This window comes from Paenibacillus sp. FSL R5-0407 (assembly GCF_038009185.1).
Classification (GTDB): Bacteria; Bacillota; Bacilli; order Paenibacillales; family Paenibacillaceae; genus Fontibacillus; species Fontibacillus vini.
This window is the reverse complement of sequence record NZ_JBBPAX010000002.1, coordinates 1,421,858-1,442,952: the sequence shown is the minus strand read 5'-3', so window position 1 is coordinate 1,442,952 and position 21,095 is coordinate 1,421,858. Positions and strand designations below refer to the sequence as shown.

20 protein-coding genes are annotated in these 21,095 nt (G+C 48.9%); 19 read left to right on the top strand and 1 reads right to left on the bottom strand.

Features of this window, described 5'->3' with window-relative positions; translation table 11 throughout:
* The first annotated feature begins 292 nt into the window (after nt 1–292).
* The 7 genes from NYE70_RS25430 to NYE70_RS25400 all read left to right on the top strand — a co-directional run bounded on the left by NYE70_RS25430 (nt 293) and on the right by NYE70_RS25400 (nt 11,083).
* Nucleotides 293–1,537 carry a sugar ABC transporter substrate-binding protein gene (locus tag NYE70_RS25430; protein ID WP_341048879.1) on the top strand — a complete coding sequence of 415 codons (1,245 nt, stop codon included), beginning with the start codon at nt 293–295 and terminating at the stop codon, nt 1,535–1,537.
* A gap of 118 nt (nt 1,538–1,655) precedes the next feature.
* Nucleotides 1,656–2,555, top strand: a complete 900-nt coding sequence (locus tag NYE70_RS25425) for a carbohydrate ABC transporter permease (RefSeq protein ID WP_211022483.1) — start codon at nt 1,656–1,658, stop codon at nt 2,553–2,555.
* Between the two features lie 20 nt (nt 2,556–2,575).
* Complete coding sequence (locus NYE70_RS25420; protein WP_213654314.1) at nt 2,576–3,394, top strand: carbohydrate ABC transporter permease; 819 nt, start codon at nt 2,576–2,578, stop codon at nt 3,392–3,394.
* Nucleotides 3,395–3,437: 43 nt separating this feature from the next.
* Entirely contained in the window at nt 3,438–4,445 is a 1,008-nt protein-coding gene (locus NYE70_RS25415) for a LacI family DNA-binding transcriptional regulator (RefSeq protein WP_211022481.1), read from the top strand.
* Between the two features lie 41 nt (nt 4,446–4,486).
* Nucleotides 4,487–5,254, top strand: a complete 768-nt coding sequence (locus tag NYE70_RS25410; protein WP_341048878.1) for an alpha/beta hydrolase — start codon at nt 4,487–4,489, stop codon at nt 5,252–5,254.
* A gap of 230 nt (nt 5,255–5,484) precedes the next feature.
* Complete coding sequence (gene bglX, locus NYE70_RS25405; RefSeq protein ID WP_341048877.1) at nt 5,485–7,650, top strand: beta-glucosidase BglX; 2,166 nt, start codon at nt 5,485–5,487, stop codon at nt 7,648–7,650.
* A gap of 49 nt (nt 7,651–7,699) precedes the next feature.
* Nucleotides 7,700–11,083 (top strand): GH36-type glycosyl hydrolase domain-containing protein, encoded by a 3,384-nt coding sequence (locus NYE70_RS25400; RefSeq protein ID WP_341048876.1) that lies wholly within the window; start codon nt 7,700–7,702, stop codon nt 11,081–11,083.
* Nucleotides 11,084–11,184: 101 nt separating this feature from the next.
* Here NYE70_RS25400 and NYE70_RS25395 read toward each other — a convergent pair whose 3' ends face one another.
* Nucleotides 11,185–11,568: a YkvA family protein gene (locus NYE70_RS25395; protein ID WP_341048990.1), complete on the bottom strand. Its 384-nt coding sequence runs from the start codon at nt 11,566–11,568 to the stop codon at nt 11,185–11,187.
* 128 nt (nt 11,569–11,696) lie between these two features.
* On the opposite strand from NYE70_RS25395, the gene NYE70_RS25390 reads away from it, so the two are divergent.
* The 12 genes from NYE70_RS25390 to NYE70_RS25335 all read left to right on the top strand — a co-directional run bounded on the left by NYE70_RS25390 (nt 11,697) and on the right by NYE70_RS25335 (nt 21,059).
* The gene (locus NYE70_RS25390) at nt 11,697–12,059 is read left to right on the top strand and encodes a hypothetical protein (protein WP_341048873.1); all 363 of its coding nucleotides are present in this window, start codon (nt 11,697–11,699) and stop codon (nt 12,057–12,059) included.
* Nucleotides 12,060–12,265: 206 nt separating this feature from the next.
* A complete protein-coding gene (locus NYE70_RS25385; RefSeq protein WP_341048870.1) occupies nt 12,266–12,994 on the top strand; it encodes an alpha/beta hydrolase in 729 nt (242 codons plus the stop codon).
* Nucleotides 12,995–13,168: 174 nt separating this feature from the next.
* Nucleotides 13,169–13,369, top strand: a complete 201-nt coding sequence (locus tag NYE70_RS25380; RefSeq protein WP_114497440.1) for a cold-shock protein — start codon at nt 13,169–13,171, stop codon at nt 13,367–13,369.
* Nucleotides 13,370–13,399: 30 nt separating this feature from the next.
* Nucleotides 13,400–13,663 carry a cold-shock protein gene (locus NYE70_RS25375; protein ID WP_341048869.1) on the top strand — a complete coding sequence of 88 codons (264 nt, stop codon included), beginning with the start codon at nt 13,400–13,402 and terminating at the stop codon, nt 13,661–13,663.
* Between the two features lie 237 nt (nt 13,664–13,900).
* Nucleotides 13,901–14,602, top strand: coding sequence for a response regulator transcription factor (locus NYE70_RS25370; protein ID WP_341048868.1), 702 nt, complete (start codon nt 13,901–13,903; stop codon nt 14,600–14,602).
* Nucleotides 14,603–14,605: 3 nt separating this feature from the next.
* On the top strand, nt 14,606–15,541 hold the full coding sequence (locus NYE70_RS25365; RefSeq protein ID WP_341048867.1) for a sensor histidine kinase: 936 nt from the start codon (nt 14,606–14,608) through the stop codon (nt 15,539–15,541).
* 150 nt (nt 15,542–15,691) lie between these two features.
* Nucleotides 15,692–16,615, top strand: coding sequence for an ATP-binding cassette domain-containing protein (locus NYE70_RS25360; protein WP_341048865.1), 924 nt, complete (start codon nt 15,692–15,694; stop codon nt 16,613–16,615).
* Entirely contained in the window at nt 16,608–17,306 is a 699-nt protein-coding gene (locus NYE70_RS25355; RefSeq protein ID WP_341048863.1) for an ABC transporter permease, read from the top strand. The genes NYE70_RS25360 and NYE70_RS25355 overlap by 8 nt, the downstream gene beginning before the upstream one ends.
* A 124-nt stretch (nt 17,307–17,430) precedes the next feature.
* Nucleotides 17,431–18,501, top strand: a complete 1,071-nt coding sequence (locus NYE70_RS25350) for an SGNH/GDSL hydrolase family protein (protein WP_341048860.1) — start codon at nt 17,431–17,433, stop codon at nt 18,499–18,501.
* Between the two features lie 103 nt (nt 18,502–18,604).
* The gene (locus tag NYE70_RS25345) at nt 18,605–19,228 is read left to right on the top strand and encodes a TetR family transcriptional regulator (RefSeq protein ID WP_341048858.1); all 624 of its coding nucleotides are present in this window, start codon (nt 18,605–18,607) and stop codon (nt 19,226–19,228) included.
* Entirely contained in the window at nt 19,225–20,124 is a 900-nt protein-coding gene (locus NYE70_RS25340) for an alpha/beta fold hydrolase (protein ID WP_341048856.1), read from the top strand. Before NYE70_RS25345 ends, NYE70_RS25340 begins: the two co-directional genes overlap by 4 nt.
* A 143-nt stretch (nt 20,125–20,267) precedes the next feature.
* Entirely contained in the window at nt 20,268–21,059 is a 792-nt protein-coding gene (locus tag NYE70_RS25335; RefSeq protein ID WP_290408250.1) for a sensor domain-containing protein, read from the top strand.
* Nucleotides 21,060–21,095 lie beyond the last annotated feature (36 nt).

Genomic DNA, 21,095 nt, shown 5'->3' with positions numbered 1-21,095 from the left:
TCAGGAATGATGGGTTTATAATGTGAATACGAAACGTTTCGAATTAAATACTTACTGTAATATCCTAACTGGAAGCTATAAGGCTTCCAATTCTATCAAAGGGAAATGTAAGCGGTAACTTTCAAGCAAAACAGCATTTTACAGGGGGTTTGCACACGAATTAGAGAAGATTCAGCTCGAAGAAGTTCGATATTTTTTTCGAAATGAATCGAAACGTTTCGAGTTAGAGGGCAAACGCATAGTTTTTCGACTTTTATTCAAGACTTTTAATCTAATGAAGAGGTGAGGAAAAGTGAAGAAAAATTGGTTAGTTGCTTTGATTACACTGCTTGCTGTTTCTGTTATCGTGGCCGGCTGCGGCTCGAAAAATAACAACTCGGGTTCCAATTCGGCTTCAGGCGAAAACAAGACAGTAAAAGTTTGGTTCATGGGCACCTCGGAGAGCGTAGAGCCGATTGCGAAAATGTATGAAGAGAAAAATCCCGGCGTGAAAGTAGACGTGCAGGCGATCCCTTGGGATTCCGCGCATGACAAACTCCTTACGGCCGTCGCTTCCAAGAACGGTCCGGACGTCATCCAAATGGGTACAACCTGGATCCCGGAGTTTGCTTCGGCAGGTGCCTTGTTGGATATGGCTCCATACATCGAGAAGTATCCTGAGCTTAAAACGGAAAACTTCTTTGACGGTGCCATTCAAACTACGCAATATGACGGTGTTACTGTAGGTATCCCTTGGTATGTGGAAACACGCGGATTGTTCTATCGTACCGATTTGCTTTCCGAAGTCGGATATCCTGAAGGTCCAAAAACTTGGGATGAACTGAAAGATGCGGGTAAGAAGCTGGCCGCGAGAGGCGAAGGTAACTATATGATGCCAGTCGATGCGAAGGACCAAAACTATTTGTCCATGTTCGCTTGGCAAGCAGGCAGCGATGTCATTGGCTCCGACCGCAAACCGCAGTTTAATCAGCCGGAATACGTTGAAGCGATGAACTTCCTGAACAGCTTGTATAAGGAAAACCTCGTTCCGCCGACCGACCTTGATACCGTTACAGGCTTTAAGGACGGCACAGTGCCAATGTTTATCAGCGGTCCTTGGATGATCCAAGCCGTGAAGGATCAAAATCCGGAAATTGACGGCAAATGGACGGTTAAGACCTTGCCTGCCAACAAAAACAATAAATCGCTGATGGGCGGTTCCGACCTTTCGATCTTTAAATACAGCAAAAACCCTGAAGGGGCGGCGAAATTTATCGCCTATCTGAGCAGCGAGGAAGCGCAGCTTAAATTTTACGAAACATCAAATTCTTTGCCTGCTTTGAAAACGGCTTGGGAGAACGAGCAATTCTCCGATCCGATGATCGCCGCATTCGGTAAGCAACTGGAAAGTGCGATTCCGACGCCGATGGTCAAGGAATGGGAAGAAGTTTCGCAAGCTTCGGTCGCAGCCTTTGAACGAATTACGGTTGGCGGAGCGGATGTGCAAGCCGAGATGGACGCATTGAATGAGGAAGCCAACGGAATTCTAGGAAATTAATCTTTTTGTCTTCCGCCTGCGAAGATGACGCCGGGACTCTACAGAAGCGAGGGTCCCGGTTATCTCTTTAGGATTCTTCGTCTGGAAGGGAGTGGACAAATTTAAGGGGTGAGGATAAATGAAGCAGCATGCAAATAGCTGGCACAAATATAAATATCCGTATTTGTTCATTGCTCCGGCCATACTGTTACTCACGGTATTTTCGATTTTGCCGATTATTATCGCATTAGTCATCAGCTTTACCGATATGGACCTGTTGGGGCTGGCCGACTTTTCTAACATTAATGGCGCCGGCTTTACAAATTATCTGGGATTATTTAAGGATCCCGTATTTATAAAATCCATTGTGAACACCGGCATTTATGTCATTATCGGGGTGCCGCTGGTTATTTTATTTTCTATGGCAGCCGCACTGCTGCTGAATTATGGAACGAGCTGGCTGTTTAATACCTTCCGGGTTGTTTACTACTTGCCATCCATTACGAATATTGTAGCCGTGGCTGTTGTATGGGGTTATCTCTATAACAGCAGGTACGGGCTGTTTAACTATATCCTTTCCTGGTTCGGAGTCCCTGGGCAAGCCTGGTTGCAGGATCCGACGCTGGCCAAACTGTCGCTCATTATGATGGCGGTATGGAAGGCGATCGGCCTGAATATGATCATTTTCCTGGCAGCGCTCCAAGGAATTCCCCGCTCCTATTATGAAGCGGCTGAAATTGACGGCGCCACCGGGTGGAAGAAGCTCCGCTATATCACCATTCCTTTGCTTAGCTTTGCTACCTTCTTCGTGACGATTACGACGCTGATCGGCTGGATTCAGTTCTTCGAAGAACCGCTGGTCATGACGAAGGGCGGACCGCTCAACGCAACGATGTCCATGGCACTCTTTATTTATAACAACGGATTTAAGCTAAGCGACTTCGGTTACGCGGCATCCGGTTCCTTTGTTCTGTTCATTATCATTATCATCGCAACGATTGTGCAGTTCCTCGTCAAGCGGAAGGAAGTTGAATATTAAGGGTAAAGGAGGGGACGCAAATGGCGTTGAAAAGATTTGAAAAGGGCTTTATGATATTTCTTCTGGTTGCCGGCGGCCTTCTGATGATGATTCCGTTTATCTGGATGCTGGGCTCGTCCTTTAAGCCGGAAAATGAATTTACCATTGTTCCGCCGACGATCATTCCGAACCATCCGACCTTCAAAAACTATGTGGATCTGTTTGCGAAAATGGATTTTATGGTGTATCTCAAAAATACGCTGATCATCGTGTTGTGTTCATTCGTCGGGCTTTTCCTGAACGCACTTGCCGGATATGCCTTTGCGAAGTTTGAATTTCCGGGCAAGAACAAATTTTTCTATCTTATCCTGGCCACGATGATGATTCCGGGTCAAGTAACCATGATTCCTACTTATCTGATCATCAACAAGCTTGGGTTGGTAAATACGATGGCAGGCATTGTACTGCCGGGGTTGGTCGGCGCGTTCGGTATCTTCCTATTTCGTCAGTTCATGTCGACCATTCCGACGGATTTGATGGAAGCGGCCAGACTCGACGGTGCGGGCGAACTGCGGATTTTCTTCCAGTTGATTATGCCGATCGTAAAACCGGTCTTCGCCGTTCAAGGCATCCTGACATTTATCGGCGCGTGGAACAGCTTCCTGTGGCCGTTGATTATTGCCAACGATGAAAGACTGTATACTCTGTCCGTCGGGCTCTCGCTCTTGAAGGGACAATATGCTTCGAAGTTCGGCCTGCAAATGGCCGGCGCCGCCTTCATGGTAGTTCCGATCATTATCGTTTTTTCTTTCTTCCAAAAGCATATTATTGAAGGATATACGATTTCGGGGATGAAATAAGTAAGTAGGATTTTTTGTACGGTTAGAAAGGATGACATAAGCAATGGCTACGATTAAGGATGTGGCGAAATTGGCCGGCGTGGCGCTTTCCACGGCATCATACGCACTTAGCGGAGACAGCAAAGTCAGTGCCAAGACGAAGGAAAAGGTGCTGGAAGCGGCTAGGCAGCTGAATTATTACAAGAACGGGTTCGCCATGGATTTAAAACGGAGCCGCACAAATACGATTGCCCTCATTTTAACGGATTTATCCGGGCCTTATTATTCGGAATTGATTCGCAGCGTCCAGGATGTGGCGCTCTCCAACGGTTACGACCTGGTAGCTTGCAGCTCCATGGGGGGCAAAGGGTCTACGGCGGTTAAATATTTACGCGAAAAAAGAGTGGATGGCGCGATCGTGCTGGCGCAGAACATTACCGATGAAATCTTGTTGAATGCGGCCAGTTCGAGCTTTCCGATCATCGTGATGGACCGGCTTACGACGGGCGAAGGCCTCATCAGCGTCGTTGTAGACGGGGAACTCGGCGGGTATAAAGCGACCCGTTATCTCATCGACAAAGGGCATCGCTCCATTGCCTTTATTAGCGGACCGGCCAATTCCTACGATAACAGCGTCCGGTACCAGGGATATTTGCGGGCGATGCATGAGGCAGGGCTTGAGGAGAAGGCCAAATGGCGGCTGAGCGGCAATTTTGTGCGGGAAGGCGGCTATAAGGCGACGAAAATGATGCTGATGCAAGGCGAAATACCTTCGGCTGTCTTCTATGGCAACGACGAAATGGCGATCGGCGGCATCAAAGCGATGGAAGAAGGCGGCTACTCCGTGCCGGGTGATATCTCTGTCATCGGATTTGACGATATTCAGCTGGCCGAGTATGTTCAACCTCCGCTGACGACGATTCATCAGCCGATGTATGATTCCGGCTCGCTGGCGGGCCACCTGCTGTTTCAATTGTTGAATGACGAACAGGTCAACGACTCGTATAAATTAAAGGTGGAGTTGACGGAACGCCAATCGGTTCAAACGGTCGTGTCAGAGATCAAGAGCTGAACAAGCACACATCAAGGTGAAATGAAAGCGGAGTGATCGGTTTGGCTTTTATACGAACGGCTCTATTTGCTGAAACGCTAGAAATGTCAACGGATATCGATGCGGTGATCCCGATGGCTGCGCTCCGGTCCAGCCGGGACGGCAAGCTGCCCGTCCTGTACTTGCTTCACGGACTGGGCGGTGACCATACGGAATGGACCCGGCAGGCCTCGGTGGAGCGCTATGCGGAGGACAAAGGCATCGCGCTCATTCTGCCGCGGGCGGACCGCAGCTACTATATGGATATGAAGCAAGGGGCGGCGTATTACACGTATTTGTCGGAGGAGCTGCCCGCCATCGCCAAATCCTTGTTCCCGATCTCGGACCGCCGGGAAGACACGTTCATCGCGGGCTTGTCGATGGGCGGATATGGGGCATTCAAACTGGCGCTTCGCCAGCCGGAACGTTTTGCGGCTGCGGCGAGCTTGTCGGGGAGTCTGGACATCGTTCACCGCTTAAGCGAGATTGAAGTATTCCGAAACCGCGAGGAAGAGCGGATGTTTGGCAGCGTGGCCGAGGTTCAAGGCAGTGATGACGATTTGCTGGCGCTGGCGGGAAAGGTCGCCGCGGCGGGGAATCAGCCGCAGTTGTATCAATGCTGCGGGACGGAGGACTTCTTGTACGAGGGCAACCGGAATTTCCTGAAGCATGCCGAGAAGGTCGGGCTGCGGGTGACTTATGATGAAGAACCCGGAGGCCATGAATGGAGCTACTGGGACCGCAACATTCAAAAAGTGTTTGACTGGCTGCCGGTGGATAAGAACAGATAGTGAATGGATGGAGTAGCCGGGGCGTAGGGAGCTGTGCAGGCAAAACGGGGGCATTGCGCAGGCTTTGTGCAGGCATTGTCCTGGTAAACCTGTAAACCCGCGTCGAAACGTTATTATTTTAAAACATAAATTAGATAAAGATTGCTTGAATATAAAGAGATTTAAGTTGAGAAACGATTCGATTTTAACGATCATTCGAAAATTCAACTTGTATGGGAGAGGGAGAAATCATGTCCGAGCAACGACGACTGGAAGAACTTTTGCAGAAAATGACGCTCGACGAAAAAATCGCCCAGCTGCAGCAATTGGCTGCGCCCTTCTATGAGGATGCCGAAGACGAGGGGCTAATTACCGGGCCGATGGAATCGCTCGGCATTACGGCGGATACCGTGCAGAACGCCGGCTCGGTACTTGGCGTAGCCGGCGCGGAGAAGGTCATCTCCGTACAGCGGGCACATATGGCGAACAACCGGCATGGCATTCCGCTACTATTTATGGCGGATATCGTGCACGGGTTCAAGACGATTTTTCCGATTCCGCTGGCTATGGGCTGTTCCTGGGATCTGGAACTGGCCGAGCGCAGTGCGGAGATCGCGGCGAAGGAAGCGGCCGTTTCCGGGCTGCACGTCACCTTCGCTCCGATGGCGGACCTGGTGCGGGACCCCCGCTGGGGCCGGGTGATGGAGTCGACGGGAGAAGACCCTTACCTGAACGCTTTGTTCGCGCGGGCGATGGTCCGGGGTTTTCAGGGTAAGGATTTAAAGAACGATACGGATCGCCTCGTTTCCTGCGTGAAGCACTTCGCAGCCTATGGGCTGTCGGAAGGCGGGCGGGAATACAATACAGTCGATCTTTCGGAGCGTCAGCTTCGCGAATATTATTTGCCGGCCTATAAAGCCGCTATTGACGAGGGCGCCGAGATGGTGATGACTTCGTTCAACACGGTGGAAGGCATCCCGGCCAGCGGCAACGTCAAGCTGATGCGGGATCTGCTGCGCGGCGAATGGGGATTTGACGGCGTCGTCATTTCCGATTGGGCCGCCATCAGGGAGCTTATCGCGCACGGCGTCGCCGAAGATGACCGCGAAGCGGCATTAAAGGCGATTCAGGCTGGCGTCGATATCGATATGATGACTTCGGCATATGTTCTGGAACTGGCCCGGCTGGTCGAAGACGGGCTTGTACCCGAGTCGTTGATCGACGAAGCGGTCATGCGCATTTTGCAGTTAAAAGAAAAGCTCGGCTTGTTCGATAACCCGCTGCGCGGCGCCGATCCTGAGGCGGAAAGTAAAGTCGTGTACTGCAAGGAGCATCTAGAAGCCGCGAAGGAGCTCGCGGTGAAATCCAGCGTCTTGCTGAAAAATGAAGGCATTCTTCCGCTGAAGCAAGGACAAAGAATCGCACTGATCGGTCCGTTTGCGCAAAGCGGCGACATTCTCGGCAACTGGTCGTGGACCGGATCGCGGGAGACGGCAATTCAGCTCGGGACGGCGATGGCGGAGCTCGGCGGTTCCGGTCTTGTAGTGGCCGAGGGCTGCGGCATCCATGACATCACGGAGCGCCAGCTTGAAGAGGCCGTCAAGGCCGCCGGGGAAGCTGACGTCATTGTGCTGGCGCTCGGCGAAGCGTCGGAGATGAGCGGCGAGGCGGCGAGCCGCACCAACATCAAGCTGCCGGACGCGCAGCTTAAGCTGGTGCAAGCCATGAAGCGGCTCGGCAAACCGATGGTTGCCGTGCTGTTCAACGGCCGCCCGCTGGATCTGCACGGCATCTACGAAGAGGTCGATGCGGTGCTCGAAGCCTGGTTCCCGGGCAGTGCGGGCGGGGCGGCGATCGCGGATTTGCTATACGGCGTTGCCAATCCTTCGGGCCGGCTTACCATGTCTTTTCCCTACACGGTGGGGCAAATTCCGGTGTATTACAACCATTTCAATACGGGACGTCCGAAGCCAGCGGAGGACTCGCAGGAGAAATACGTCTCGCATTATCTGGATAGTCCGAATGCGCCGTTATTCCCTTTCGGGTATGGCTTAAGCTATACGAGTTATTCCTATGGAGAGCTGACATTGTCGTCGGAGACGCTGAAACCGGGGCAGACCTTGAAGGCCAAGGTCCGGGTCGGCAACGATGGGGGCATGACAGGAACGGAAACGGTTCAGCTCTATATTCGCGACGTTTCCGGCGAGGTCGTTCGTCCGATGAAAGAGTTGAAGGACTTCCGCCAAGTGACGCTAGCTCCGGGTGAAAGTATGGAAGTGGCGTTCGAGATCACCGAAGCGCAGTTGCGGTATCATCACAGTGACTTGTCTTTTGCCAGCGATGCAGGGAAATTCGAGCTGTACGTTGGCGGGAACAGCCGCGATACGCTGCAGGCAGAGTTCCGTTTGGAGCAATAAATGAGAGTATGTAAAAATTGACATAATAGAGAGACAGGGAGTGAAGAGAATGGCGATGTCAACAGAACCCAAACTGTCGATTCAACAAGGCGAGCTAGAATTCACTTTTCATAAGAACGGCGATCTGTATGAAGCAACCGGCGGCTCCACGATGATTAACCAGCTCTTAAGCAATCCGGTTGACGGTTCGCTGGGCAATCTTTACGCCCGGCTGCACACGGAGGAAGGGATCCAGGCTTATCCGCTGCTGGGCATTCATTCGGGCAGCCGATTCCGTCAAGCCGGTGACCGGCTGGTGTGGGAAGGCGAAATTGCCCCGGGCGAGTGGAAGGAACCGATCGGGTATCGGGTTGTGTTTACACTGACCGCGCAAGGCGTATGGTTCTGGGATGTACAGCTGGAAGGAAGCGGCGTAACCGCCGATATCGTGTACGGACAGGACGTCGGCCTTGCCGATCCGGGCGCCGTACGCAGCAATGAAGCTTATTTGTCGCAGTACATTGACCATACCGTGTTCGAGGATGCGGACAAAGGCTTCGTCGTATGTTCCCGGCAAAACCAGCCGCAGGGAGGCAAGTTCCCGTACTTGCAGCAAGGCTCGCTGACCAAGACCGAGAGTTACTCTACGGACGGGTTCCAGTTTTTCGGCTTAACCTATAAGGAAAGCAACCAGCCAGAAGCGCTGTCCAAGGACAAGCTGGCAAACGAGGTTTACCAGTACGAGTTCGCCTATACGGCGCTGCAATCCCGCAAGACGGAGTTAAGTGGCAAAGCGCGCTTTGTATTTTACGGTTTGTTCCGCGGGGATCATCCTTCCGCGATTACGGAGCTGGAATACGATGACGTGATCCGTCAGGCATGGGAAGAGGCGGAGTTGGCTTCGGCCGATCTGGAGCAGGAAAGTGATCGCGACGAGAACGGTGCGGCGGTAACTCTTTCGCCGAAACTCGGAGAACCGTTGCAAACTTTGCCGGTGACTATGGAAGAGCTGGACCAATGGTTCCCGCGGCGTCAGCAGGTGGAATATGCCGGCGAGCAGCTGCTGTCTTTTTTCACGGATAGCTATGAACATATCGTTCTGAAGGAAAAAGAACTGCTGGTTGAACGCCCGCACGGCCATATCTTAATGAGCGGAGATAATGTGCGGTTCGGTGCCGAGGTCATTACGACCACCTCTTATATGTACGGTATTTTCAATTCGCAGCTGGTCGTGGGCAATACGAACCTCAACAAGATGATGTCCAACGCCCGCAATGCTCTCAATGTGCCGAAAACTTCCGGGCAGCGGATCTACGTAGAGCTGGATGGCAAATACCGCTTGCTCACGTTGCCTTCCTTATTCGAGATCGGGTTCAACTACGTTCGCTGGTATTATAAAATGCCTGCCGATACGCTGATCGTCACCAACTTCACTACGGTCGACACGCCGGAGGTTCGGTTGCAGGTACGTTCCGCAAACGGGGTTAAGTACCGCTTCCTGGTGACGAATCAAATCACGATGAACGTGGCCGAGTATGAAATTCCGTATGTGATGGAACAGGATGGCGAGGGCGGAGCCCTTACGTTCCGGGCCGACGCTTCCTGCATCAGTGCGCAGGTGTATCCACAGCTCACTTACCGGATGGTTCTGGACGGGGCGACATACTCCTTGCGCGACGAGACGGTCTTGGCCGAAGGCGCCGCTCCGGGCTGCGCTTCGCTAGTGGTGATGGAGCTGGATTCGAGCGCGGAATGGACGCTGACGCACCAAGGGCTGCTGAACGGCGGCGAGCTGACGGCCAATCACCGCTCCGCCGAAGCGGAGATCGAGCGCTATAGAGAGTTTTACGCCAAAGTCATGAGCGGCTTTAAATTGACCAAAGACAGCGGGGACGAGGGAGAGTTCTTTAAGGTGAACGCGCTCGCCTGGTGGTATACCCACAATATGCTCGTTCACTACTCCGTGCCGCACGGTTTGGAGCAATACGGCGGCGCGGCCTGGGGGACGCGGGACGTTTGCCAGGGGCCGGTGGAATATTTCTCGGCGACTCATCAGTACGAGCAGGTGCGGGATATTTTGCTGACGGTCTATGCCCATCAGTATGCCGAGGACGGCAACTGGCCGCAGTGGTTCATGTTCGATAAATATACGCAAATCCAGCAAGAGGAAAGCCATGGGGACATTATCGTCTGGCCGCTTAAAGTGCTCGGCGATTACTTGACGGCGACCCGCGACTTTTCAATTCTCGATGAACAGATCCCTTATACGAGCAAACATGGCTTTAACTTTACGAAGGAGACCGCCTCGGTACGCGAGCATGTGCTTAAAGAACTGAGTTACATCAAAGAGCATTTCCTTCATGACACTTATCTTTCTTCTTACGGCGACGGCGACTGGGACGATACGCTTCAACCGGCCAATGCCCAATTAAAGCAGTTTATGGTCAGCAGTTGGACCGTGGCCCTGACGTATCAAGCCGCAGATGTGTTGTCGAAGGCGTTAAGCCAGGTGGATCCTGCCTGGTCGGAAGATCTGAAGCAGATTGTCGAAGGCATCAAACGCGACTATAACCATTACATGCTGGAAAAGGGCGTCATTCCGGGCTTCCTCTATTTCGAGGATCCGAACGACGTGAAGCTGATGCTGCACCCGGAAGACCGGGAGACCGGCATCAAGTACCGGCTGCTGCCGATGATTCAGAGCATGATCAGCGAATTGTTGTCCCCGGAACAGGCGGAGAGCCATTACCGGCTGATCCAGGACAAGCTGCTGTTCCCTGACGGTGTACGCCTGATGGACCGTCCGGCGCAATATGTCGGGGGGGTCAACGTGCACTTTAAGCGCGCAGAGCAGGCGGCGAACTTCGGCCGCGAAATCGGGCTGCAATACGTGCATGCGCACATCCGCTACATTGAAGCGATGGCGAAGACCGGACGGCGGGAGCAGATCTGGCATGATCTGGCCGCGATCAACCCGATCGGCATCCGGGATGTCGTGCCGAATGCGGAGCTGCGTCAAAGCAATACGTATTTCAGCAGCTCCGACGGCAAATTCAATACACGGTATGAGGCGCAGCAGCGTTTTGAAGACCTGCGTGACGGCTCGGCTCAGGTAAAAGGCGGCTGGCGCATTTACTCCAGCGGTCCCGGAATCTACATGAACCAGTTGATTTCCAATGTGCTCGGCATCCGGGTGGACGGCGGAGACTTGCTGATCGATCCCGTGCTGCCGGATGAGCTGGACGGTACCCGCTTCGAGTTTGATTACGGCGGCCCGGTCACCTTCATTTACCGGGTTAAGGGCAGCGTCGTAGAGTCCGTAACCATAAACGGACACAAAGTGGAAGCCGAGCGGATCTCCAACCCGTATCGTACGGGCGGACTGCGTATTTCCCGGGCCGAATTCGATAAGCTGCGGGAGAACGGCAAAGCGATTGTGGAGATTGAGATGTAGAATTATAAATAGATTGAGCCCTTTCTGCGCGGTCGGCAACCGCTTGGAAAGGGCTCTTTTTTAGCTTACAATGGACTGAAACTATCAGTGATCCTATCAGCTTATCCATTCAATAATCCATATACCAACTTGCCGACCCATAAGGCCAACAATATCCAAACCAGCACAATTATGATGGCAAATACCCAATTTTTCGGCTTCCCGTTTCGCTTCATCTCTTCGGCCTTTGCTCTATTTTCCTCAATAATATAAGGTGGTATTAGCTTCAAAGCTAAGGTGATCCCGAGCGGGACGAGAATGACGTCATCCAGATAACCCAAAATCGGAATGAAATCGGGAATTAAATCAATTGGACTAAAAGCATAAGCTACTACACAAATAGCAACCGCTTTTGCATACCAGGGGACCCGGTTATCTTTGTAGGATAAGTAAAGTACGAATAAATTTTGCTTTGTTTTCTTGGCGTAACTTTTTAGCTTAGTCATTGTGCTTGGTTGTCCCACGGAATCTCCTCCATATATAATAATATAGCAATATTAGGGAGTTTTGAAGCCATTTAAATGCGGGCGATTTGGATAATCCGGGGCATAAAATAAAATGGGCTGGTGATCACATGAGCGAACAATTCTGGTTAGTGGTACAGTATCCTTTGAAAAGCGCTAAAGGCACCCAACGCGACGGCTGGTTAAAGGATAAAGTCATGGAATACCTGGAAATCTCTCTGGCGAATGCCGACTTAGGCCATGTTGACGGCTTTGATCTGGGGAAGTCCTTGTCCGACCCGAAGAAATATCATCTTAATATTTTTTGCGTCGTTAAGGATGAAGAGCGGAGCATAAGCTTGGTAAAAAGAGTTCTAAAAGAGAGCCGGCTGGACCATACCCGCATCAAAATTGCTACCATGCCTTATGGTACGGATGCAGCATACACGCTGAAATATGCAGCCAAAAAGGGCGTTACCGACTTTTCGCTATAAGAGGTTGTTCAAAAAGTCATCTTTCCATGACGAAGCAGATCAGGGTGCAGATTCGACGTCGAATCTTGAATTCAGCCGGGCCTTCCGTTGCTCACGTACCTAATGTACGCTCCGCTACTCAGTCCCTAACTTCATCCAACCTTCTTGGTCCTGAAAACCTACTTTTTGAACATGTACCTATTGAGAAGAAACTGGAGGACACAACATTGAAGCCAAAAGCGAAAAAAAGAATAAAAATCACCTTAATAAGTATAGTAACCGTCTTGGTATTGCTGTGTGCAGGTTTCTACATCTATACGCTGGATTACTATCGGGCTGATGACAATGCGGTTGCTGTGCTGTCGAGTACGGAGGCGGGGCCTCAGATTGAAAAGAAGGACGATATGTGGATCTTCCATCCAAGTGCCGAACAGGACAAGGGCGTCGGGTTTATCTTCTATCCGGGTGGAAAAGTAGAGGATAAGGCCTACTCGGTTTTGCTGCAACAACTTTCCCAGCAAGGAATTACCGGCGTCCTGATTCATATGCCGTTTAACCTGGCCGTATTTGATATCAACGCTGCTGACAAGATCTATGCTCAATTCCCTGAGATCAAACATTGGGTAATGGGCGGTCATTCATTGGGCGGCGCGATGGCGAGCAGCTATGCGGTGAAGAATCAAGACCGAATTGAGGGACTTGTGCTGCTAGGCGCCTACCCGGTTAAGGATAGCGATATACCGACACTCGCCATCTATGGAAGCGAAGATAAGGTATTGAATAAATCGAAACTATCCGCTTCGTTAAATCCATATGTCATCGAAGGCGGCAATCACGCCCAATTCGGTAATTACGGCGCTCAGAAGGGTGATGGCGAAGCAACTATAACCCGGGAAGAGCAGCAACGGGTAGCGGTGGAGGAAATTACGAAGTTCATCGTGGATACGACAAAGTAAAAAAAAGAAGTTGTAAATCAGCTCCAGTTGTGTTATATTTAGTTTATTGGAATTTCGACCTGAGATCACATATTGTAGAGGGTTATGATTTTGATTATGTAACCTTGTACAATATGTGATTTTTTTTTGGGATTTGAAGATCATGTAATAATGAAAATATGGAGGTAATGGATCATGGAACAAGGAACAGTAAAGTGGTTTAATGCAGACAAAGGCTTTGGTTTTATCGAGGTTGAAGGCGGAGGCGACGTATTCGTGCACTTCAGCGCCATTGTTAGCGAAGGCTTCAAATCGTTGGACGAAGGTCAACGCGTTGAATTTAATGTAGTACAAGGCAATCGTGGCCCACAGGCCGAGAATGTTGTAAAACTTTAAGATTGCTGTTAGAAGGTCCCAAACATCGTTTTGGGCCTTTTTTTTTCATTCATTATTCCAGAAGAGAAAGAGGGATGCTGTTTGTATTATTCACGGAAAAGACAGATGATTGATCTTCCAGAGGAAATGACAATGATATGGTCTTGCACCAATAAAGAGTGCAACGGATGGATGAGGAACAACTTCGTTTTTTCGATTCAGCCGATCTGTGGCCAATGCAATTCCCTCATGGAGAAGGGTGAGAAAATACTGCCGATTCTGGCTAATACAAGTCCTAATCAGACAAAGTCTTAAATACTATTAACTTACGTAGAAACGTGGGTAGTGTTGCCTTCGGACAGGGGTGCAACCCCCCTCGACTCCATAACACAGATAAGGGTGTCTCAAAAGTCATGAATAGATGACGATAGGAGACCCCTTTTTCGCTATTTGAACTTAGACAGTACACCCCTTATTCCGATACAATGAAATCAGTCGAACCGGAAAGTAATGAAGAGAAAACGGTAAGATCTGAAAGGGGGAACATAACGCATGCCGAACCGCATTCTGATAGTAGAGGATGACCGGGAAATTAGCCAGTTAATCGAAAGCCATCTGACACAGGAGAACTACATCGTATGTACGGCATTCGACGGTGATGAAGCCAGCGCTCTTTTTCAAAGAGAGAAGTTTGATCTTATATTGCTTGATTTAATGCTCCCTAAGTTGAATGGAATGGAGCTGCTAAAACGGATACGCGAAACTAGCGTGGTTCCGGTCTTGATCATATCTGCAAAAGACAGTGACCTCGACAAGGTGATGGGTCTTGGCTTTGGCGCGGACGATTATTTGAACAAACCTTTCTCCATAGCGGTATTAACCGCTAGAGTGCAGGCTGCGATTCGCAGAGCCACTCAATATATCCAAACAGATAATAGCTATCAAGAAGACCCCCGAACCATTCAGTTTAAAGATCTGATTCTTGATTTGCATTTGTTCTCCGTACAGGTCAGGGGGCAGGTCATACAGCTCACCTCCAAGGAATTTCAAATCTTGAAACTGTTTCTGTCCCATCCGTCGAGGGTGTTCACCAAAGAGCAAATCTATCAATTGATTTGGGAAGATGATTATTTAGGCAATGAGAATGCCATCAACGTACATATTCGGAGACTTCGAGAAAAAATAGAAGAGGATCCTTCAAGCCCTCACTATATTCGGACCATTTGGGGTATCGGATATAAACTGGGGGATTAGGTCATGATTGTTCTTTTGTGCCTGATCATTGGCGTTATGGCCGTGACGATAGTTTGGTTATCTTACTCCAGAAGAAGATTAAATCAGAATATAGATGAAATTGCGGGCAAAATAGCCGAGATCATCCAGGATGAAACGGACGAGAAGGTGCTCATCCAAACCGATCAGCACAAGACCCAACAGCTGCTCGTTCAAATCAACCGTCTGTTGTTCCATAAGCAGAAGGTGATTGCGGATTATGCGAAAACCCAAGAAAGCATGAAGAAGATGATATCCAACATGTCTCATGATCTAAAGACCCCTCTGACGGTCATTCTGGGATATGCGGAAAAACTGAATCAAGAGCAGCCGATGACCCAAGAGGAACAGAAGTATGTCGTTATGCGGCTGAACCATAAAGTGAATAGTCTGGTCGGTTTGCTGAATCAATTTTTTGATCTGGTAAAGATCGAGTCGGAAGACTATGAAATCCCTTTAAGCAAAATATCGCTCAACGAGATTTGCCGGCAAATCGTGCTTGAATTTTATGACCTGCTTTCTTCTAAGGGGCTTCGGGTAGAGATAGAAATTCCGGAACAGCCCATCTATATTTTCGGTAATGAGCAGGCGCTGCATCGAATACTCAGTAATTTAATCTCCAATTCGATCCGGTATGGAAGCGACGGCGGCGTGTTTGGTTTGACCCTTCGGGAAGAAGGAGAATTCGTTGCGGTAGATGTGTGGGATCGCGGTAAAGGGATTGCCGAGGTGAACCAGGACCGCGTATTCGAAAGGCTCTACACTTTGGACGATGCGCGGAATCCGCAATTTCAAGGCAGCGGTCTGGGGCTAAGCATTTCCAAACGCTTAACGGAAGGGATGAAGGGGACGATTACCCTCAATAGTTCCCCTTTTGAGAAAACGACCTTCACCTCCAAGTTTAAACAAATGAAATTATGAACCTTACTGCGAAGAGATGTTCTGCTGAACGTCTCTTTTTTTATCGCCGAAAGAAACATGTAAGGAATGAGAAAGAAAAAAACGCAATTTTTAAATTATTATAAGAGTAACAAATAAAGACGATCTGAAAAATACGGGAGGTTCGGCCAGATGAATAACATCCTTCAAACGTATGATCTCACTAAGAGAATAAACGGAAAGACAATCATATCCGGTGTTAATCTTCATGTGAAACAAGGCGATATCTACGGGTTACTCGGCTCCAACGGCGCCGGGAAGACGACGATTATGAAAATGCTCACCGGGCTCATCATCCCGACTTCCGGAGAGATCATGCTGTTTGGCAAGAAGCTTACGGAAGATACCAAGGAAGGTTTGAAACGCATGGGCAGCATTATTGAATACCCCATCTTCTTCGAGCATCTAACGGCAATGGAGAACCTTCAGATTCATTGTGAATATCTGGGCTTTTACGATAAAAAGGCGATTCTCCAAACCTTGGAGATGGTCCAATTGCAAGGAAACGAAAATAAGAAGGTGAAGGAATTTTCACTCGGTATGAAGCAGCGGCTAGGGATTGTGCGGGCTGCGATCACCAAGCCGGAACTGATTGTGCTCGATGAACCGACGAATGGCCTGGATCCGATCGGTATTAAAGACATGAGAGATTTAATTCGGTCACTGAACAAGGAGTACGGCATTACCTTCCTCCTCTCCAGCCACATATTAGGCGAAATTGAGCAGGTGTCGGGCAGAATCGGTGTCGTTCAATCCGGCAAGCTGGTCGATGAGGTAGCGATTTCGGATATCCGTCAGCAGCGGAGCGATTATATTGAACTTGCGACGTCCCATGTGCAGAAAACAGCCTACCTGCTGGAGCATGAGCTTCATATGACCAATATAAAAATAGTTCAGGAAGAGAAAATACGGATCTATGATGCAGGAGCATCTATCGGAGAGATTTCTAAAGTGTTGATCTCTAATGAGATTGAAATCCAGGGGATCCAGAAGCATTCAAGCACGCTGGAGGATTATTTCTATAATCAAATCCAAGGAGGAGATAAAGTTGGTTAAGCTGATGGAGCTGGAGTGGAGGAAATTAGAACGAAATAAAGTGATCGGGGAAGTGCTTATTTATTGGGTAATTATCATGTTTATGCCGACCTTTTTTCTTACCGTTGTATTTGCCGACGATCCCATGATTGCGTTCGGGCGGAGCTACTCCGATGCAATTCATCTCATGCTGCCGATTCAAATGGGGTTCCTATTGTTCGGGGCCTCTCTGATCAATCATGTATTTATAGAAGAGTATAAGAATAAGACGATAGCCCTTTCCTTCGGGTACCCGATCAGCCGAAAAAGGTTGGTTCAGGCGAAGGCGATGTTCATTGCCGTGGCGGTCTTCATCTGCACGCTAGTGTCTTTTGTCCTGTCGGGTATCACTACCTATGTGCTCGATCAGATGCTGGGTGTCATTCACGGTGAGCCAACGTTGGCGGATTTTGCGACCTATGCGATTCGGGCAGTCACTCATTCCGCTGTTATCGCACTAGCCAGCTTGATCCCGCTATTCTGGTTCGGGCTGTGGAAAAGGCTGGTCATCCCCACAGTCATCTGTGCAATTGTTCTTATGCAGCTCCCTACGATTCTCAGTATTCTTAGGCTTACGCTGAATCTGGACATTGTTTATGTCATCATTAGTCTTCTGGGTATGGCCAGCGTATACCTGTCCGTTAAATTGGTGAATCGATTAGGGGATCAGTAGCACGGTTTTTTTATAATCCCTAACAACAATCCTTCATATTATAATAAGTTCAGGTAGTGTTATGATTATAACAAATTAATATTGGCAGAAGTTACTGGTTAAGAGCCGGGAGGAAGGTCCGAATATGTCAGAAGCAGCGCAAGTTTTCAGAGCAACCGAGAAGCATGTAAAAATCATTGGAAGAACCTACGAGCACAACGATGTCCTTTGGCTGGCCTTGTCGGGCGGCGGGGTGGAGTTTTCTTTTTACGGTAAAAAAGCGGAAATCACCATAAATGGCGACCCTATTGCGACCAGCGGCAATAATGAGGCACGAATCGGCATCTATGTGAACGGAAACCGGGTTATTGACGACATGGTGAAGCAGCCTGTGAAGAAATATACCGCATTCGAAAGCGATAGAGATCAAAACGTGACTATTAGAGTTATTAAACTATCGGAAGCGGCTATGTCGACGGTGGGGATTCAGGAGATCGCGGTCGATGCCCAAGAGGGGATTAAGCCTGCCCCGGCAAACGTACACAAAATTGAATTTATCGGCGATTCCATTACATGCGGATATGGGGTGGACGATGATAATGTGTCGGGTACATTCAGCACAGCAACGGAGGACGTCACGAAAACCTACGCTTATCTGGCGGCCGAGCAGCTTCAGGCCGATTACAGTATGGTTTCGTTCAGCGGTTACGGCATTATTTCAGGCTATACGGAGAACGGCGAAAAGCTGCTCACCCATCTCGTTCCGGATTACTACGAAAAGGTAGGCAAATCCGAAGGGAAATTTGACGGCACCCTGGTACCTCAATCTCTAAGCTGGGATTTCAATAAATTTGTACCTGATCTGATCGTCGTGAATCTGGGGACAAATGATGATTCCTACACTGAGGATGACCCCGAGAAACAGGCGGATTACGTGAAGCAGTACGTAGAATTCCTGAAAATGATCCGATCCAATAACCCGGAAGCCACCATCCTCTGTACGCTCGGGATTATGAGAGACAGGCTGTATCCTTTTGTTGAACAAGCGGCTAAAGACTATATGAAAGAAACGGGCGATACGAAGATCTCGGCCATGAGGTTTGATATGCAGTCGGAAGCGGACGGTTACGTTGTTAATTTCCACCCGTCGGAAGTGACTCATCGGAAAGCGGCGGAGAAGCTGGTGGCGGAGGTTAAGAGAGTTATGGGATGGTAACTCCCTAATCACTCAGTTATAAATCATTGTAAAACGAGAGTGCTCTCTTTATAATAAAAGAGAATGCTCTCGTTTATTTTTTTGTGGAGGGAAGGACATCTTCATGCCTAAAATTACACAACAACAAAAAGAAGCTATCCGAATGGACATCTTGAATTCAGCACGACATGTTTTCATAGAAAAAGGATATGAAGCCACTTCTATGAGCGATATTGTGACTAGCTCTAGTAGAAGCTTCGGAGGTGTGTATTTATATTATTCCGGCAAGGAGGATGTTTTTCTTGATCTGCTTCGCCGGGAGTATGAAAACATGGCGCTGGATTTTGTATTGGAAGAACAGAGCAGTGCGTGGAACACATTTGTGCAATTCATTAGGGGGCAAGAAAGACGGGTTAGAGAGGCGAATACCGGGTTAGCCCCTTGTCTGTATGAATATTTTATCGTGGGTCGCAGAGAAGATCATCGTCGTAAGCTAATTGAAGAACGGTCCCAGTCTGTATACGGTGCTCTTTTTGATTTATTACATCATGGAGTTCAGAGAGGGGAGTTTCATCCTGCTCAGCCTTTGGATATTTTCGTTCACTGGCTCATTTCGTTACTTGAAGGACTTTATATTGAGAGTATAATTAATGGTTCTGAAAATATAAAATTGTCCCAGCAATTTGGGTTGTTATTAACGGTTTGCCGCTCCATACTTATGCCATCCGGGCTGGAGGGTAATGTATGACGGGTACGGGACGGAATGATTTGTCCGTATTTAAAAGCGAGGCAGGGGCCGGGCTGTTTATGCATACATACGATAAACTGATGGAGTATTGGCCAAGTCAGTATGAAACAATGGAGATCCAAACCGAATTTGGGGTTTGCCATGTGATCGTTAGTGGACCCGAAGACGGGGAGACCGTCCTGATGTTTCATGGTATGACGAGTAATTCAGCGATGTGGTACCCAACTATTGAAGCACTGAGGGATTTTCGAGTCTATTGTATCGATACGCCGGGGGACTTTGGCAAAAGCAGGGTTGTTAAACGTATTAGCACCCCAGAGGATGCTGTTCTATGGATAGATCAAGTTCTAGATGCGCTTGGGCTTGCTAAGATAACATTCATCGGCCACTCGATGGGAGGTTGGTTTTGTTCGAATTATGCTACAAGCAGACCGGAACGAATCGAGCGGTTAATTCTGATTGCTCCAGTGGCGACATTTTTGCCAGTCCCTTTTCTGAAATTTCTCTTAAAAGTCTACCCAGCCATGCTGTGGCCCAAGCCTGATCGAATTCGGAAAGCGTGGGATTGGTTTTGTAAGAAGGGATATTCTCTTCCTTCGCAGGTTATGGACATGGTCATTGCAGCCTATACGCATGGTCGCTCGCAGCTTCCGGTTGTCCCTCGTGTCATTGAGAAAGAAGCTTGGAGCAGGATTTCGGCACAGGTACTTCTTCTGGTCGGAGATGAAGAGAAAATTTACGATGCAGAGAGCGTGATGAAATGCGTCAAAGAAACGTTGCCTGATTCAGAGGTCGTGTTGATTAAAGAAGCAGGACACTGCCTTATTCTGGAGCAAAAATCATCGGTGAACGAAGCTATTCGCAGATTTATGATTAAACCGAGTACTTATAAGTAAAACATATCGGGCGGCGGGTGAATTCCCTAGCCTAAAGTCTAGGTTCAGACACCCCTTAAGACGGTTATGTCAGGCAAATAAGGCAGATATAATGGGTTTATAACTCAGAGCGTGACTTATGAAGCCAGAAGGGGTGTTTGAAAATGAAGGCAACAGAAGCGACGGCGGCGTCGCGGGCAGGAAAGGTAAATTGGGTGCTTTTTAATCCAAAAACCTATGCCACGATTCTCTATTTATTGATCTCTCTCCCGTTAGGGATTATTTATTTTACGATAGCGATCACGGGACTTGCCTTATCCATCGGTTTAACTCCGATATTTATCGGAATCCCACTGTTCTTTGGAGTAGCTAAGCTGTTGAATGGGATTGTGACTTTTGAACAAAGCATGATTCGGCATGTTTTAGGTTTACCTGCTCCATCTGTTTCACACATCTCCAAACAACAGACGGAAGCCGGGCAGAACTGGTTTATGCGGATGGTTAAAGGTTTCGATGGCGGGCTATTCATACGAAATCTGCTGCTCGTATTCTCGAGATTCGTAACAGGCATTGTATTCTTTGCTATTATGGTAACCGTGCTTGCACTTGGATTAGGATTCATTGCTCTTCCTGCCGTGCATATCATTTTGATGAATGAAATGAAGCTCGATATTTTAGAAAACAGCTTGTTCAGTTATTTCCATATCGACTGGACTTATAACCAGCAATATCTGCTGTACGTCGGCATAGGCCTTGTACTTTTCTGGATCGCGCTTCGCGTCGTGAATGGCCTTATGCAAGTTCAGCGTAGAATCATGTATGTGGACGAGGCTTATCAGCAGCCGAGCGTAGCACAGGAAGCACAAATATATGCGTCCGTTCCGTCGCAATATTATGAGTATGAAGAGGATCAGTCCATTCAAGGGATGATGCATCCCGCCCCAAGAGAGCTTTAGAAGCTATCTCGAGGGGGATTGAAGACGGCGGAGATG

What these genes read in the sequence shown, in the direction of transcription:
- NYE70_RS25425 (WP_211022483.1), top strand. Translation starts at nt 1,656, where the DNA reads ATGAAGCAGCATGCAAATAGCTGGCACAAATATAAATATCCGTATTTG.
- NYE70_RS25420 (WP_213654314.1), top strand. Translation starts at nt 2,576, where the DNA reads ATGGCGTTGAAAAGATTTGAAAAGGGCTTTATGATATTTCTTCTGGTT.
- NYE70_RS25415 (WP_211022481.1), top strand. Translation starts at nt 3,438, where the DNA reads ATGGCTACGATTAAGGATGTGGCGAAATTGGCCGGCGTGGCGCTTTCC.
- bglX (WP_341048877.1), top strand. Translation starts at nt 5,485, where the DNA reads ATGTCCGAGCAACGACGACTGGAAGAACTTTTGCAGAAAATGACGCTC.
- NYE70_RS25400 (WP_341048876.1), top strand. Translation starts at nt 7,700, where the DNA reads ATGGCGATGTCAACAGAACCCAAACTGTCGATTCAACAAGGCGAGCTA.
- NYE70_RS25395 (WP_341048990.1), bottom strand. Translation starts at nt 11,568, where the DNA reads ATGACTAAGCTAAAAAGTTACGCCAAGAAAACAAAGCAAAATTTATTC.
- NYE70_RS25390 (WP_341048873.1), top strand. Translation starts at nt 11,697, where the DNA reads ATGAGCGAACAATTCTGGTTAGTGGTACAGTATCCTTTGAAAAGCGCT.
- NYE70_RS25380 (WP_114497440.1), top strand. Translation starts at nt 13,169, where the DNA reads ATGGAACAAGGAACAGTAAAGTGGTTTAATGCAGACAAAGGCTTTGGT.
- NYE70_RS25370 (WP_341048868.1), top strand. Translation starts at nt 13,901, where the DNA reads ATGCCGAACCGCATTCTGATAGTAGAGGATGACCGGGAAATTAGCCAG.
- NYE70_RS25365 (WP_341048867.1), top strand. Translation starts at nt 14,606, where the DNA reads ATGATTGTTCTTTTGTGCCTGATCATTGGCGTTATGGCCGTGACGATA.
- NYE70_RS25360 (WP_341048865.1), top strand. Translation starts at nt 15,692, where the DNA reads ATGAATAACATCCTTCAAACGTATGATCTCACTAAGAGAATAAACGGA.
- NYE70_RS25350 (WP_341048860.1), top strand. Translation starts at nt 17,431, where the DNA reads ATGTCAGAAGCAGCGCAAGTTTTCAGAGCAACCGAGAAGCATGTAAAA.
- NYE70_RS25345 (WP_341048858.1), top strand. Translation starts at nt 18,605, where the DNA reads ATGCCTAAAATTACACAACAACAAAAAGAAGCTATCCGAATGGACATC.
- NYE70_RS25340 (WP_341048856.1), top strand. Translation starts at nt 19,225, where the DNA reads ATGACGGGTACGGGACGGAATGATTTGTCCGTATTTAAAAGCGAGGCA.
- NYE70_RS25335 (WP_290408250.1), top strand. Translation starts at nt 20,268, where the DNA reads ATGAAGGCAACAGAAGCGACGGCGGCGTCGCGGGCAGGAAAGGTAAAT.